Genomic DNA, 14,246 nt, shown 5'->3' with positions numbered 1-14,246 from the left:
TTTACCCTCTTGCCGCAAGTGCGGTAACGCGATCGTAAGCTGCACCGGAGCGCAGTACGTCCAGAACTTTTTGAACGTTGGCCTTCAGGTCTTCCTCACCGTGCAAACGCATCAGCATAGCGACGTTGGCAGCCACGGCGGCCTCGTGGGCAACCTCTCCTTTACCTTGTAATAAGCGCGTGAGAATGTCACGGTTTTCTTCCGGCGTACCGCCTGCCAGCGCTTCCTGGCGATACGGCGCTAAGCCGAAGTCAGCAGCCTCAAGCTGGTAACTCATAATTTCACCGTTGTTCAGTTCGGCAACCAGCGTCGGTGCATGCAGCGATACTTCATCCATACCGCCGCTGTGTACCACGGCGGCACGTTTGTAGCCCAGCACGCGCAGTGTCTCAGCAATCGGCAGAACCAGTTCCGGGCTATAAACGCCAATCAGCGCCAGCGGTGGATGGGCCGGGTTGATCAGCGGGCCGAGCACGTTAAACAGCGTGCGAGTTTTAAGCTGCTGTCGCACTGGCATCGCGTGGCGGAAACCGGTGTGATACTTCGGCGCAAACAGGAAGCAGACGCCCAGGTCATCCAGCGCTTCACGGGAACGCTCTGCTTTCATATCCAGGTTAATGCCAAACGCGGCGAGCAGGTCGGAAGAGCCTGACCGGCTGGAGACGCTGCGATTACCGTGCTTCGCCACTTTCAGCCCACACGCTGCGGCGACAAAGGCGCTGGCTGTAGAGATGTTGATGCTGTTGCTGCCGTCACCGCCGGTCCCAACGATATCGGCAAACTGATAGTCCGGGCGCGGGAACGGGGCGGCATTTTCCAGCAGGGCCGTGGCGGCACCGGCGATCTCCTGCGGGCTTTCGCCGCGCACTTTCATGCTCACCAGCGCAGCCGCCAGTTGTTCAGGCTTCAGCTCGCCGCGAACCACGGCGGAGAAGAGCTGGTGGCTCTCCTGCTGGCTCAGGGTCTGCGCCTGATACAGTTTTTCCAGAATCGGCTGCAGGGTGTTGGTCTGCTCCAGTTTCTGTAATGCCCAGTCGAGGGTCTGCTCCAGCAGGCGCGCGCCGTTGGAGGTCAGGATCGATTCCGGGTGGAACTGCATACCGCAGACGCGATCCGCATCATGACGTACCGCCATCACCATGCCTTCAAACGAGGCATTAATGGTCAGCCCCGCAGGAATATTGCTGCCCACCAGCGAGTGGTAGCGCGCAACCGGGAGCGGATTCGGCAGCCCGGCAAACATTGCCTGGCCGTCATGTTCAATACTGGAGGCTTTGCCGTGCAGGATCTCACCCGCCTGGCCAACGTAGCCGCCGTAGGCTTCAACAATCGCCTGATGTCCCAGACAGATGCCGACGATCGGCAGCTTGCCGCGCATACGGGTCAGCAGCTCCGGCATACAGCCCGCTTCGCTCGGTGCGCCTGGCCCCGGGGAGAGCATCAGCACCGGGTTTTGCATGGTTGCCAGACGGTCAATCAGGGTCTGCGCCGGTACGTGGTTGCGGTAGATAACGACGTTGTGACCATTCGCACGCAGCTGATCTGCCAGGTTATAGGTAAAAGAGTCGATATTATCGAGCAGCAGAATGTCAGCCATCAGAAAATCTCCTGTGCGTGGTGTGCAGTCGCAATGGCGCGAAGGACCGCACGCGCTTTACTGCGCGTTTCGTCAGCTTCAGACTGCGGAACAGAATCAAGAACAATCCCGGCACCCGCCTGGACGGTAGCAATACCGTCTTCAACATAAGCGGAGCGGATAACAATGCAGGTGTCGAGGTCACCGTGAGCCGTGAAGTAGCCCACCGCGCCGCCGTAGCTGCCGCGACGGCGTCCTTCGGCGGCGGCAATCAGCTGCATGGCGCGCACTTTTGGCGCACCGCTCAGGGTGCCCATGTTCATGCAGGCGCGGTAGGCGTGCAGAACGTCAAGGTCGTGGCGCAACTCACCCACCACGCGGGAGACCAGGTGCATCACGAACGAATAGCGGTCAACTTTGGTCAGATCCGCCACGTAGCGGCTGCCAGGGGTACAAATGCGAGCCAGATCGTTACGCGCAAGGTCAACCAGCATTAGGTGCTCTGACAACTCTTTATGGTCAGTCCGCATTTCGAGTTCGATACGGCTGTCCAAATCGCGATCCAGCGAGCCGTCGGCGCGGCGTCCACGTGGACGAGTACCGGCAATCGGGTAGATCTCAATCTGACGGCTGGTGGCGTCGTACTTCAGCGAGCTTTCCGGGGATGCGCCGAACAGCGTGAAATCATTGTCCTGCATGAAGAACATGTACGGGCTTGGATTGCTCTTTTTCAGCACGTCGTAGGCTGCGAGCGGCGACGGGCAGGGCAGTGAGAAGCGGCGTGAAGGCACCACCTGGAAAATTTCCCCGGCGCGAATCGCTTTTTGCATCTGGCGAACCACGGCGCCGTACTGATCGTCGGTCTGGTTAACGTCGCACGTCATTTTCTCCACCCGCTGCACCGGCAGCGCAGGTGGAGCTTCGCGCATCTGCTGTTCCAGTTGTGCGATACGGTGTTCGAGACGTTCTTTCTCCGCGCTGGATGGCGTGAACAGGCTGGCCTGAACGCGGGTGTACTTTTTCTGATGGTCGATCACCAGCAGGGTTTCAGCCAGATAGAAGCAGTAATCCGGGCAGCGGTTACCCTGTTCCGTTTCCGGCAAATCTTCGAAACCGGCAACCAGGTCGTAAGCAAACAGCCCGCCAAAGAACATCGCTTCGCGTTCCTCTGCCGGCACGGTGACAAGATTCTGCAGCAGGCGGAAGGCATCGAAAACGGAAAGAGAGCAGAGCCGCGCGTCTTCGTCCAGCAGCTGGCTGACCGCCGGGAAATGCAGAATGCGCATTTCCGGGTGGCGCTCGTTTTCTATGCCAGAAGGCAGTGCGGCGTCCAGCAGTGGCAGCAGCGATGCACCATTCTCTGATAACGCCTTGATAGTGACAGTGTCACCTAAAGCGGTAATGCGCAGCGCGCTGTCGACCAGCAGCAGGCTCTTGAGATCGTCTTTACTGTCGATATCCGCAGATTCCAGCAGTAGGGTAGCCGGACGCGCTCCGCAAACCTGATGAAACAGTGCGGTGGGGTTGTGACGATAGGCCGCCTCGCAGGTCAGCAGTTCGAGGTGTGGTTTGGCTGTTTGCATTATTTTGTTCTCATTTTCTGTTCAAAAAAAAGCCCGCTGGGTAGCGGGCTGGGTATCTGTTTGCATTTCGCAGACGTGTGACACTGCCCGAAGATCAGGAAGTGCGCCACCAACCGTGCAGAGTGAAATGTGCTGTCATTTTCAGATACCTTTCTCGTGTGAACTTGCGTACTAGTTAACTAGTTCGATGGCTGGTTGTCAACCCTTGATTTCAGAATTTCGCGTTAAGTCGGTATCATGGTGTTTTCGGATGTCTCCAACCTGTTATGGGAAGTGCTTTGAGCGATACCACCTACGCCATTATTTATGATTTACATAGCCATACTCAGGCCTCTGACGGCCTGCTGACACCCGAAGATCTGGTCCATCGCGCCGTTGAAATGCGCGTCGGTACGCTGGCGATAACCGATCACGATACGACAGATGCCATTCCGGCGGCGCGCGCTGAGATCGCCCGCAGCGGGCTGGCGCTGAACCTGATCGCCGGCGTTGAGATCTCGACCGTCTGGGAAAACCATGAAATTCATATTGTTGGCCTCAACATCGATATAGACCATCCGGCAATGTGTGCGTTTTTGCAAGAACAAAAAACACGCCGCAACCAGCGTGCAGAGATGATCGGTGAGCGTCTGGAAAAGGCGCATATTCCGGGCGCGCTGGAAGGGGCGCAAAAGCTGGCGAACGGCGGGGCCGTGACGCGCGGTCATTTCGCCCGTTTTCTGGTTGAGGCAGGTAAAGCAACGACCATGGCGGACGTCTTTAAACGGTATCTGGCGCGCGGGAAAACCGGATACGTTCCGCCACAGTGGTGTACAATAAAACAAGCTATTGATGTGATTCATCATTCTGGCGGTAAGGCCGTGCTGGCCCATCCGGGACGGTATAATCTTTCCGCTAAATGGCTGAAAAGACTGCTGGCACACTTTGCCGAATGCGGTGGCGAGGCAATGGAAGTTGCCCAGTGTCAGCAGGCACCCAATGAGCGTGCACAGCTTGCCACCTATGCTCGTCAGTTCAGCCTGCTTGGGTCACAGGGTTCTGATTTCCATCAGCCCTGCGCGTGGATCGAGCTGGGGCGCAAGCTCTGGTTGCCTGCTGGCGTTGATCCGGTCTGGCAGCTCTGGGAACAGCCGCAGCAAATTGAAGAGAGGGAAGTATGAGTCAGTTTTTCTATATCCATCCTGATAATCCGCAGCCACGTCTGATTAACCAGGCCGTGGAGATCGTCCGCAAAGGCGGCGTCATTGTCTACCCGACCGATTCGGGCTACGCGCTGGGCTGCAAAATTGAAGATAAAGGGGCGATGGAGCGTATTTGTCGTATTCGCCAGTTGCCGGACGGTCATAATTTTACCCTCATGTGCCGCGATCTCTCTGAGCTGTCGACCTACGCGTATGTTGATAACGTGGCATTTCGCCTGATTAAGAACAACACGCCGGGTAACTATACCTTCATTCTGAAGGGCACGAAGGAAGTACCGCGTCGTCTGCTGCAGGAAAAACGCAAAACCATCGGCATGCGCGTGCCATCGAATCCGATTGCGCAGGCGCTGCTGGAAACCCTCGGCGAACCGATGCTCTCCACCTCGCTGATGCTGCCGGGAAGTGAGTTTACCGAGTCCGACCCGGAAGAGATCAAAGATCGTCTGGAGAAGGTGGTTGAGCTGATTATTCACGGTGGCTATCTTGGCCAGCAGCCGACCACCGTGGTCGACTTAACCGAAGATGCGCCGGAAGTGATTCGTGAAGGCGTGGGTGATGTTAAGCCTTTCTTGTAAACCCAAGGAATAAGGGGGCACAACGCCCCCTTATTCTCAACGGCGAGTCAATGCCAGGCGTAGACCTAACCCTATAAATGTTACGCCAACAATGCGATCCAGCATTTTCTGCAATCTTCTATTCTGAGATACTGCACCGGCGGCGCTACCTGCAAGAACAGCAAAACCCATATCTGTCAAAAATGCTATCAGCGCGTAGACCATACCCAGAACCAGGAAAGAAGTGGTGTGATGTTCACCCCCTGGTGAAACAAACTGGGGGAAGAAGGAGATGAAGAATAAGAGCACCTTCGGATTGGTCAAGGTTGTAATAAAGCCTTTAGAAAGCAGATTCGTAAGAGTAGATTTTGTCTTCACGGGTTCAGCTTCATGGTGATTGACGGTTTGTTTTGCAAATGTTCCCAAAACCATTTTACTGCCGAGATATATCAGATAAGCCGCACCAAGATACTTAATGAAGGTGAACATCAGTGGAGAAGCTGTAATCAATGCAGTTAATCCCACTGCGCTTGCAACAGCATGGGTACAGCTACCTAAAGCCACGCCTGCAGCAGAGATGATCCCCGCTCGTCTTCCGTTAGCCACACTTTGACCTATCACGTAGGCCATGTCAGGCCCTGGGGTGATGGAAAGAAGAAAAACAGACAGGGCAAAAAGCCCAAAGTTTGTTATGTCCAGCATAGTCATCTCCGAAAACTCTACATTTAACACCTATGCTAACATTGAATTGTTATGCATTAAATAGTGCTTTTTATGCTGGCAGGAGTGTGCCAGCATCATTATAAGCACGCGTTTCATTTGTGATTGCCTCGCGGAGAATTCCATTTACATCTGGCGAAAAAGACTGGTTTGTTTCAGCACGACGTGGTTTCGACGGGTTAGCGTGTTTTAGCTATCAATGCCGGGACTCAGACGCATAAAACTTGTTGAATCTTTTAGTCTAAAGTTAGTGTAGTATGTGCGCCCACGAATCATTCTGTATGGCATATTGTTTGCCATGCTGTGCACCATGAAATGGTGATATATCAGTGAGTTAAGTTGTTTTTACGCTAACTCGTTGTTTTTGAAAGTACACCAGACGCCTGTGAAGGCGACACCTGAGGAAGCTCAATGAGCGAGAAGTTACAGAAAGTGCTGGCGCGTGCTGGCCACGGTTCGCGCCGTGAAATCGAAGCCATTATTGAAGCGGGTCGCGTGAGTGTGGACGGTAAAATCGCCACGCTGGGTGACCGCGTAGAAATCGTCCCGGGGCTGAAGATCCGCATCGACGGTCATCTTATCTCCGTGAAAGAGTCCGCCGAACAGATCTGCCGCGTGCTGGCTTACTACAAGCCGGAAGGCGAGCTGTGTACCCGCAACGACCCGGAAGGTCGCCCGACGGTGTTCGACCGTCTGCCTAAGCTGCGTGGCGCTCGCTGGATCGCCGTAGGCCGTCTGGACGTGAACACCTGCGGCCTGCTGCTGTTTACCACCGATGGTGAACTGGCAAACCGTCTGATGCACCCAAGCCGCGAAGTGGAACGTGAATACGCGGTGCGCGTCTTCGGCCAGGTTGACGAAAATAAACTGCGCGACCTGTCGCGTGGCGTTCAACTGGAAGACGGCCCCGCGGCGTTCAAAACCATCAAATTTACCGGTGGGGAAGGCATTAACCAGTGGTACAACGTGACCCTGACCGAAGGCCGTAACCGCGAGGTGCGTCGTCTCTGGGAAGCGGTAGGCGTCCAGGTGAGCCGTCTGATCCGTGTCCGTTACGGTGACATTCTGCTGCCTAAAGGACTGCCACGCGGTGGTTATACCGAACTCGATCTGACTCAAACCAACTACCTGCGCGAGCTGGTCGGCCTGACCCCGGAAACCACCTCTAAAGTGGCGGTTGAAAAAGATCGTCGTCGCATGAAGGCGAATCAGATCCGTCGCGCGGTGAAGCGTCACAGCCAGGTGAGCAGCAACCGCCGCTCTGGCAGCCGTAATAACAACGGTTAATCTAAAAGCCCGGTGAACGCACCGGGCTTTTTTCTTTAGTAATCAATCCCAATTTGCGCTTTGATACCTGCATCAAACGCATGCTTGACCGGACGCAGCTCGCTGACGGTATCTGCCAGCTCAATAATATCCCGATGACACCCGCGTCCCGTGATAATAACCGTCTGGTGCGCAGGGCGGTTCTTCAGTGCATCCAGCAGGGCGTTCAGCGGCAGATAGTCGTAGGCGACCATGTAGGTTATCTCATCCAGCAGAACCATATTCAGCGAGGGATCGGCCAGCATTCGCGTTGCATGCTCCCAGACGGCGAGGCATGCGGCTGTATCGGTTTCCCGGTTCTGCGTGTCCCAGGTAAATCCGGTGGCCATCACCTGAAATTCAACGCCGTGAGTCTCAAGTAAATTGCGCTCGCCATTGGGCCATTCGCCTTTGATAAACTGGATCACGCCCACTTTCTGCCCGTGTCCGACGGCGCGCGTCGCCGTGCCAAACGCGGCGGTGGTTTTCCCTTTACCGTTGCCGGTAAATACGATGAGGATCCCACGCTCGTCCTGGGCTGCGGCAACGCGTGCATCAACCTGTTCTTTCAGACGCTGCTGGCGCTGCTGATGGCGTTCATCACTCATTGCGAAATCCCCGGTTTGCGGTTGGGTTGGGCATCAAAAGTCATCCCGGTTTTACGGCGACTGTCATCACCCATCAGCCAGAGATAGAGCGGCATAATGTCTGCCGGCGTTTTCAGCTTTTGCGGATCTTCCGTCGGGAAAGCGCTGGCGCGCATTTTTGTCCGCGTTCCGCCAGGGTTAATGCAGTTTACGCGCAGATGACGGTTTTGATACTCCTCCGCCAGCACCTGCATCATGCCTTCGGTCGCAAATTTCGAGACGGCATAAGCCCCCCAGTTGGCGCGTCCCTCACGGCCTACGCTGGAAGAGGTGAAGACCAACGAACCAGACTCAGAATTGAGCAATAAAGGAAGCAACGCCTGGGTGAGGAAAAAGGTTCCATTAATGTTTACCTGCATTACCTGCTGCCAAATCTCAGGATCTTGTTCATCCATCGGGCGTACTTCGCCCAATAAGCCTGCGTTGTGCAACACGCCGTCCAGACGGGGATAATGAGTGCTGATACGCTGGGCAAGTTCCTGACAGCTAGCGGGCGTGCAGGTAAGTAAATCGAGGGTGTACCAGGAAGCAGCGATGCCGCCAGCAGATTCAATCTCCTGAGCGACTCTCCTGAGTTTTTCTTCATTACGACCCGTCAGGATGACGCTGGCACCATATTCAGCGTACGTCAGGGCGGCTTCACGACCAATGCCGTCGCTGGCACCTGTGACAAGTATGATCCGGTTCTGGAGCAGATTTTTTTGCGGTTGATAATGCACGGTGACTCCTCTGGCGCACTGGAGCTTGATGGCGCCTACTTTTATGACTTTTCGGCTTTATGCCCGAATTAGCCTAATAATTCAATCAGTCTACAGGACGCATTACTGTAAAATTAACAATTTGCAAATATTTAAACTCCAGACCGGGGATTCCTGAAGGCGGCTCGCAGAGGTAATGTCACGAGCGAGACGCATGGGCAGGGCTGTTGTACACTGCCGTGAAAGATTCGTGGTTAAATCAAGGTGGAACGCGTGGAATTACTTTCTCAATATGGGTTGTTTTTGGCCAAAATCGCGACGGTGGTGATTGCCATTGCGGTGGTTGCCGTTCTGATCGTCAACCTGACGCAGCGCAAGCGTCAGCGTGGGGAGTTACGCATCACCCGCCTGAGCGAGCAGTATAAAGAAATGCAGGAAGAGATGTCTCTGGCGCTGCTTGATAGCCATCAACAGAAACTCTGGCTTAAAGCGCAGAAGAAAAAGCATAAACAGGAAGCCAAAGCGGCTAAGGCAAAAGCGAAGCTTGCCGCGCCGCAGGATGAGGCAAAACCTCGCGTCTATGTGCTCGATTTTAAAGGCAGCATGGATGCGCATGAAGTCTCCTCCCTGCGGGAAGAAGTGACGGCGGTATTAGCGGTAGCGAAACCTCAGGATCAGGTGGTGGTCCGTCTTGAGAGTCCTGGCGGGGTGGTCCACGGTTACGGACTGGCGGCTTCGCAGCTGCAGCGCCTGCGTGAAAAACAGGTCCCGCTGACCGTAGCCGTGGACAAAGTGGCCGCAAGCGGGGGATATATGATGGCCTGCGTGGCGGACAAAATTGTCGCGGCGCCGTTCTCTATCATTGGCTCAATTGGCGTGGTCGCACAGATCCCGAACTTTAACCGATTCCTGAAAAATAAAGAGATTGATATCGAACTTCACACCGCGGGGCAGTATAAACGCACCCTGACGCTGCTGGGAGAGAACACGGAAGAAGGGCGTCAAAAATTCCGCGAAGACCTGAACGAAACCCACCACTTGTTTAAAGATTTTGTGCACCGTATGCGCCCCTCGCTTGATATTGAGCAGGTCGCAACCGGTGAACACTGGTACGGCACGCAGGCCCAGGAGAAAGGGCTGGTGGACGAGGTGGGGACCAGTGACGATCTGCTCCTGAACCTGATGGAAGGGCGCGAACTGGTTGGCGTGCGCTTCACCCAGCGTAAGCGTCTGCTGGACCGCTTTACCAATAGTGCCGCAGAAAGTGCAGATCGCTTGCTGCTACGCTGGCTACAGCGCGGTCAAAAACCGCTGCTGTAAACAAAAACGCGAGGCAGTTGCCTCGCGTTTTGCATTAATCGATCAGGTGATATTTCTCTGAGAGCGTATGCGCCAGGTATTTAAACATGTTGAATACCGCGGTGCTTTTCGGGGTGGGTAAACCCTGTTCATCAAGGAAATATTCACCGCTGAAAACAAGCACGCCGTTACGCTGTTCCACGCCAGTGGCCTCAATGCCCGCCAGGGTGTCTTCATGATCGCGAATGAGTTTATTTGCTTCAATAAGCAGAGACGCTCGGTCAATAGGTTGGGTCGTACTGTGCATAATCCACTCCTTAAACAATGACAGTAGTTTACGCCCGGGGCGCGCTGGGGGCAAATTTTCCCTGTAATCTGAGAGGGTAAGGCGAAGGGGTCTGGCTGGCATGATTTGCTTTTGCATGCTAATAAAGTTGCGTAACGAATTTTATCAGGTACAGTGTGCGCTTTCGTCATTCTGGCAACAGAATTGCTTGACATTCGACCGGGAATTCGTCACGAATTATATTGAGTGCGAGAAAAATACCCGATAAGTCAATGACCTGGATGTTATCTTTCTGACGTCCGGTAAGACAAAGGGGTTGATATCCCCTGGCGCAGTCGCAATATCAATGGCTCGTCGTCAGCGGAAGGGAAATCAACGTGCGGCGTATTCCTGGAAGAATTAAATTAGGTAAAGGTGAATATGGGTAAAGCTCTCGTCATCGTTGAGTCCCCGGCAAAAGCCAAAACGATCAATAAGTATCTGGGTAATGACTACGTGGTTAAGTCCAGCGTCGGTCATATCCGCGATTTGCCGACCAGTGGCTCAGCCAGCAAAAAGAGCGCAGACTCTACCTCCACCAAAGGGGCTAAAAAGCCTAAAAAGGATGAACGTAGCGCGCTTGTCAACCGCATGGGTGTTAACCCATGGCATAACTGGGATGCACAATATGAAGTGCTGCCAGGTAAAGAAAAAGTCGTTAACGAGCTGAAGCAGCTTGCTGAAAAAGCAGACCACATCTATCTCGCAACCGACCTTGACCGCGAAGGGGAAGCCATTGCCTGGCACCTGCGGGAAGTGATCGGGGGTGACGACAAACGCTACAGCCGTGTAGTGTTTAACGAAATTACTAAGAATGCGATTCGTCAGGCGTTTGAGAAGCCGGGCGAACTGAACATTGACCGTGTAAACGCGCAGCAGGCACGTCGCTTTATGGACCGTGTCGTGGGCTACATGGTTTCGCCACTGCTGTGGAAAAAAGTTGCGCGTGGTCTGTCCGCCGGTCGTGTGCAGTCCGTAGCCGTACGTCTTGTCGTCGAGCGCGAACGCGAAATTAAAGCCTTCGTGCCGGAAGAGTTCTGGGAAGTTGACGCCAATGTGACCACGCCGGGCGGTGACGCTCTGCCGCTGCAGGTCAGTCATCACAACGACAAACCTTTCCGTCCTGAAAACCGTGACCAGACTATGGCTGCGGTGGCGCTGCTGGAAAAAGCACGTTATCAGGTGCTGGATCGCGAAGATAAACCGACCAGCAGCAAGCCTGGTGCGCCGTTTATCACCTCAACGCTGCAGCAGGCGGCGAGCACGCGTCTGGGTTACGGCGTGAAGAAAACCATGATGATGGCGCAGCGCTTGTATGAAGCGGGTTACATCACTTACATGCGTACTGACTCCACCAACCTGAGCCAGGACGCTGTTAATATGGTTCGCGGCTATATCAGCGACAATTTCGGCAAAAAATACCTGCCGGAAAGTGCGAATCAGTACGCCAGCAAAGAGAATTCCCAGGAAGCGCACGAAGCAATTCGTCCTTCTGACGTCTCCGTCCTTGCGGAATCGTTAAAAGATATGGAAGCGGATGCGCAGAAGCTGTATCAGCTGATCTGGCGCCAGTTTGTCGCCTGTCAGATGACGCCTGCGAAATACGACTCCACAACGCTGACCGTCGGCGCGGGTGATTTCCGCCTGAAGGCGCGCGGTCGTATTCTGCGCTTCGATGGCTGGACCAAAGTGATGCCTGCGCTGCGTAAAGGCGATGAAGACAGAACGCTGCCTGCGGTTAATAAAGGTGACGAGTTGTCGCTTGTCGATCTGGTTCCGGCACAGCACTTCACCAAGCCGCCTGCACGTTTCAGTGAGGCCTCGCTGGTTAAAGAACTGGAAAAACGCGGGATCGGTCGTCCGTCGACCTATGCGTCGATCATTTCGACCATTCAGGATCGTGGCTACGTCCGCGTTGAAAACCGTCGCTTCTACGCTGAAAAAATGGGTGAGATTGTCACCGACCGTCTGGAAGCCAACTTCCGCGAGTTGATGAACTACGACTTCACCGCGCAGATGGAAGACAGCCTCGATGAGGTTGCCAGCCACAAGGCGGAGTGGAAGAAGGTTCTCGACAGCTTCTTCAGCGACTTTACCGACCAGCTTGAGAAAGCCGAGAAAGACCCTGAAGAGGGCGGCATGCTGCCTAACCAGATGGTCCTGACCAGCATTGACTGTCCAACCTGTGGCCGCAAGATGGGTATCCGTACCGCAACCACGGGCGTGTTCCTGGGCTGCTCCGGTTACGCGCTATCACCGAAAGAGCGCTGCAAAACCACTATCAACCTGGTACCTGAGAACGAAGTGCTCAACGTGCTGGAAGGTGACGATGCAGAAACCAACGCCCTGCGCGCCAAGCGTCGCTGTCAGAAATGCGGCACGGCGATGGACAGCTACCTGATCGATCCTAAACGTAAACTGCACGTCTGCGGTAATAACCCGACCTGCGACGGATATGAGATCGAAGAAGGTGAGTTCCGCATTAAGGGCTATGACGGCCCGATCGTTGAGTGCGAGAAGTGCGGTTCTGAAATGCACCTGAAAATGGGGCGCTTCGGTAAGTACATGGCGTGCACCAACGACGACTGTAAAAACACGCGTAAAATTCTGCGTAACGGTGAAGTGGCTCCTCCGAAGGAAGATCCGGTTCCGCTACCGGAGCTGCCGTGTGAGAAGTCAGATGCTTACTTTGTGCTGCGTGACGGTGCTGCTGGTGTGTTCCTGGCGGCCAACACCTTCCCGAAATCACGTGAAACGCGTGCGCCGCTGGTGGAAGAGCTGTATCGCTTCCGCGATCGCCTGCCGGAAAAACTGCGCTATCTGGCCGACGCGCCACAGCAGGATCCAGAAGGCAACAAGACCGTTGTGCGTTTTAGCCGTAAAACGAAGCAGCAGTATGTGGCTGCGGAGAAAGAGGGTAAAGCGACCGGCTGGTCGGCGTTCTTTGTTGACGGCAAGTGGGTTGAAGGTAAGAAATAATCTTCACTTACCGTAACTTACCTGTTAAAGGGCCGGACTTCCGGCCCTTTTTTATTACGTTGTTATTATTTTTTGTTACGTACTATACAGTCAGGCTATAAATGATATAGTGGTTATAGTTAACCCTTTTCTTATTATCAAATCGTCTTAAGCGATTGACCCGCGTGCGCTAAATCGGATGGTCTGGCATGAAATTACAGCAGCTTCGTTATATTGTTGAGGTGGTGAATCACAACCTTAATGTCTCTTCTACCGCTGAGGGGCTTTATACCTCGCAGCCAGGCATCAGCAAACAGGTTCGCATGCTGGAGGATGAGTTAGGCATCCAGATTTTCGCCCGTAGCGGTAAGCACCTCACACAGGTGACGCCAGCCGGGCAGGAAATTATTCGGATTGCGCGGGAAGTGCTTTCCAAAGTCGATGCGATTAAATCTGTGGCGGGGGAGCATACCTGGCCAGACAAAGGCTCGCTCTACATCGCAACCACCCACACGCAGGCGCGTTATGCGCTGCCAGGCGTCATTAAAGGCTTTATCGAGCGTTATCCCCGCGTCTCTTTGCATATGCACCAGGGCTCTCCGACGCAAATTGCTGAAGCGGTCTCCAAGGGCAATGCGGACTTTGCCATCGCGACGGAAGCTCTTCATCTTTATGACGATCTGGTGATGTTGCCGTGCTACCACTGGAACCGCTCCATTGTCGTGACGCCAGACCACCCGCTGGCGGGTAAAGGTTCTGTGACGATTGAAGAGCTGGCGCAATATCCGCTCGTGACATACACGTTCGGCTTTACCGGGCGTTCTGAGCTTGATACGGCATTCAACCGCGCGGGCTTAACGCCGCGTATCGTCTTTACCGCAACCGACGCCGATGTGATTAAAACCTATGTACGTCTGGGACTGGGGGTAGGGGTGATTGCCAGTATGGCGGTTGACCCGGTTTCCGACCCGGATCTGGTACGCCTTGATGCGCATGATGTTTTCAGCCACAGCACGACCAAGATTGGCTTCCGCCGCAGTACTTTCCTGCGCAGCTACATGTATGATTTTATTCAACGCTTCGCCCCGCATTTAACACGCGACGTGGTTGATACCGCCGTTGCATTGCGCTCAAACGAAGATATCGAAGAGATGTTTAAAGACATCAAACTTCCTGCCAAATAATCACTCCCGGTATCTTTCCCCTGCGGAGAGATACCGAAATAACCTCTCAAACCTAAATCAGAATTATCATCATCTGCACTTTAGTGCCATATAATGTCAGTATCCATTAAGACTGTGTGGTTTTAATGTCGCGAATTGGCGACAAAAGTAGAAAGTATTTTACGCCTACGCAAATATTTCTTTTCAATTATTTAT

General features: G+C 54.2%; 13 protein-coding genes and 1 other annotated feature. Of the genes, 6 read left to right on the top strand and 7 right to left on the bottom strand.

Features of this window, described 5'->3' with window-relative positions; translation table 11 throughout:
* Position 1 precedes the first annotated feature (1 nt).
* The 3 genes from trpD to trpL all read right to left on the bottom strand — a co-directional run bounded on the left by trpD (position 2) and on the right by trpL (position 3,298).
* A complete protein-coding gene (trpD, locus tag ACOQH0_RS12640; RefSeq protein ID WP_089600596.1) occupies positions 2 to 1,597 on the bottom strand; it encodes a bifunctional anthranilate synthase glutamate amidotransferase component TrpG/anthranilate phosphoribosyltransferase TrpD in 1,596 nt (531 codons plus the stop codon).
* Positions 1,597 to 3,159, bottom strand: a complete 1,563-nt coding sequence (locus ACOQH0_RS12635; protein WP_421510484.1) for an anthranilate synthase component 1 — start codon at positions 3,157 to 3,159, stop codon at positions 1,597 to 1,599. Before ACOQH0_RS12635 ends, trpD begins: the two co-directional genes overlap by 1 nt.
* 23 nt (positions 3,160 to 3,182) lie before the next feature.
* Positions 3,183 to 3,277: a sequence feature (Trp leader region), on the bottom strand.
* On the bottom strand, positions 3,254 to 3,298 hold the full coding sequence (gene trpL / locus ACOQH0_RS12630) for a trp operon leader peptide (protein WP_106993556.1): 45 nt from the start codon (positions 3,296 to 3,298) through the stop codon (positions 3,254 to 3,256). Its footprint overlaps the feature before it by 24 nt.
* A gap of 139 nt (positions 3,299 to 3,437) precedes the next feature.
* Between trpL and rnm the strand changes: the two genes are divergently transcribed.
* On the top strand, positions 3,438 to 4,319 hold the full coding sequence (gene rnm, locus ACOQH0_RS12625; protein WP_421510483.1) for an RNase RNM: 882 nt from the start codon (positions 3,438 to 3,440) through the stop codon (positions 4,317 to 4,319).
* The gene (locus tag ACOQH0_RS12620; RefSeq protein WP_003856793.1) at positions 4,316 to 4,936 is read left to right on the top strand and encodes an L-threonylcarbamoyladenylate synthase; all 621 of its coding nucleotides are present in this window, start codon (positions 4,316 to 4,318) and stop codon (positions 4,934 to 4,936) included. The genes rnm and ACOQH0_RS12620 overlap by 4 nt, the downstream gene beginning before the upstream one ends.
* Positions 4,937 to 4,972: 36 nt before the next feature.
* Here ACOQH0_RS12620 and ACOQH0_RS12615 read toward each other — a convergent pair whose 3' ends face one another.
* The gene (locus ACOQH0_RS12615) at positions 4,973 to 5,617 is read right to left on the bottom strand and encodes a LysE family translocator (RefSeq protein WP_421510482.1); all 645 of its coding nucleotides are present in this window, start codon (positions 5,615 to 5,617) and stop codon (positions 4,973 to 4,975) included.
* Positions 5,618 to 6,046: 429 nt separating this feature from the next.
* On the opposite strand from ACOQH0_RS12615, the gene rluB reads away from it, so the two are divergent.
* Complete coding sequence (gene rluB / locus ACOQH0_RS12610; protein WP_008502809.1) at positions 6,047 to 6,922, top strand: 23S rRNA pseudouridine(2605) synthase RluB; 876 nt, start codon at positions 6,047 to 6,049, stop codon at positions 6,920 to 6,922.
* A gap of 35 nt (positions 6,923 to 6,957) precedes the next feature.
* On the opposite strand, the gene cobO is transcribed toward rluB, so the two are convergent.
* Together cobO and ACOQH0_RS12600 are read right to left on the bottom strand one after the other, a co-directional pair.
* Positions 6,958 to 7,548: a cob(I)yrinic acid a,c-diamide adenosyltransferase gene (cobO, locus tag ACOQH0_RS12605; RefSeq protein ID WP_010431775.1), complete on the bottom strand. Its 591-nt coding sequence runs from the start codon at positions 7,546 to 7,548 to the stop codon at positions 6,958 to 6,960.
* Positions 7,545 to 8,306, bottom strand: coding sequence for a YciK family oxidoreductase (locus ACOQH0_RS12600; protein ID WP_108417790.1), 762 nt, complete (start codon positions 8,304 to 8,306; stop codon positions 7,545 to 7,547). The genes cobO and ACOQH0_RS12600 overlap by 4 nt, the downstream gene beginning before the upstream one ends.
* A 252-nt stretch (positions 8,307 to 8,558) precedes the next feature.
* On the opposite strand from ACOQH0_RS12600, the gene sohB reads away from it, so the two are divergent.
* A complete protein-coding gene (sohB, locus tag ACOQH0_RS12595) occupies positions 8,559 to 9,605 on the top strand; it encodes a protease SohB (protein ID WP_421510480.1) in 1,047 nt (348 codons plus the stop codon).
* 34 nt (positions 9,606 to 9,639) lie between these two features.
* Here the strand turns inward: sohB and ACOQH0_RS12590 are convergent, their stop codons facing one another.
* Positions 9,640 to 9,891, bottom strand: coding sequence for a YciN family protein (locus ACOQH0_RS12590; protein ID WP_010431772.1), 252 nt, complete (start codon positions 9,889 to 9,891; stop codon positions 9,640 to 9,642).
* A gap of 399 nt (positions 9,892 to 10,290) precedes the next feature.
* Here ACOQH0_RS12590 and topA point away from each other — a divergent pair, with 399 nt between their 5' ends.
* Both topA and cysB read left to right on the top strand, forming a co-directional pair.
* Complete coding sequence (topA, locus tag ACOQH0_RS12585) at positions 10,291 to 12,888, top strand: type I DNA topoisomerase (protein ID WP_126546009.1); 2,598 nt, start codon at positions 10,291 to 10,293, stop codon at positions 12,886 to 12,888.
* Between the two features lie 188 nt (positions 12,889 to 13,076).
* Positions 13,077 to 14,051: an HTH-type transcriptional regulator CysB gene (gene cysB / locus ACOQH0_RS12580; protein ID WP_010431770.1), complete on the top strand. Its 975-nt coding sequence runs from the start codon at positions 13,077 to 13,079 to the stop codon at positions 14,049 to 14,051.
* Positions 14,052 to 14,246 lie beyond the last annotated feature (195 nt).

This window comes from Enterobacter sp. JS8-1, from assembly GCF_049187015.1.
Lineage (GTDB): Bacteria > Pseudomonadota > Gammaproteobacteria > Enterobacterales > Enterobacteriaceae > Enterobacter > Enterobacter mori.
This window is presented reverse-complemented; position numbering and strand designations above follow the sequence as displayed.

Coding starts and splice junctions, on each gene's coding strand:
- trpD (WP_089600596.1), bottom strand. CDS start 1,597: ATGGCTGACATTCTGCTGCTCGATAATATCGACTCTTTTACCTATAAC.
- ACOQH0_RS12635 (WP_421510484.1), bottom strand. CDS start 3,159: ATGCAAACAGCCAAACCACACCTCGAACTGCTGACCTGCGAGGCGGCC.
- ACOQH0_RS12620 (WP_003856793.1), top strand. CDS start 4,316: ATGAGTCAGTTTTTCTATATCCATCCTGATAATCCGCAGCCACGTCTG.
- ACOQH0_RS12615 (WP_421510482.1), bottom strand. CDS start 5,617: ATGCTGGACATAACAAACTTTGGGCTTTTTGCCCTGTCTGTTTTTCTT.
- rluB (WP_008502809.1), top strand. CDS start 6,047: ATGAGCGAGAAGTTACAGAAAGTGCTGGCGCGTGCTGGCCACGGTTCG.
- cobO (WP_010431775.1), bottom strand. CDS start 7,548: ATGAGTGATGAACGCCATCAGCAGCGCCAGCAGCGTCTGAAAGAACAG.
- ACOQH0_RS12590 (WP_010431772.1), bottom strand. CDS start 9,891: ATGCACAGTACGACCCAACCTATTGACCGAGCGTCTCTGCTTATTGAA.
- topA (WP_126546009.1), top strand. CDS start 10,291: ATGGGTAAAGCTCTCGTCATCGTTGAGTCCCCGGCAAAAGCCAAAACG.
- cysB (WP_010431770.1), top strand. CDS start 13,077: ATGAAATTACAGCAGCTTCGTTATATTGTTGAGGTGGTGAATCACAAC.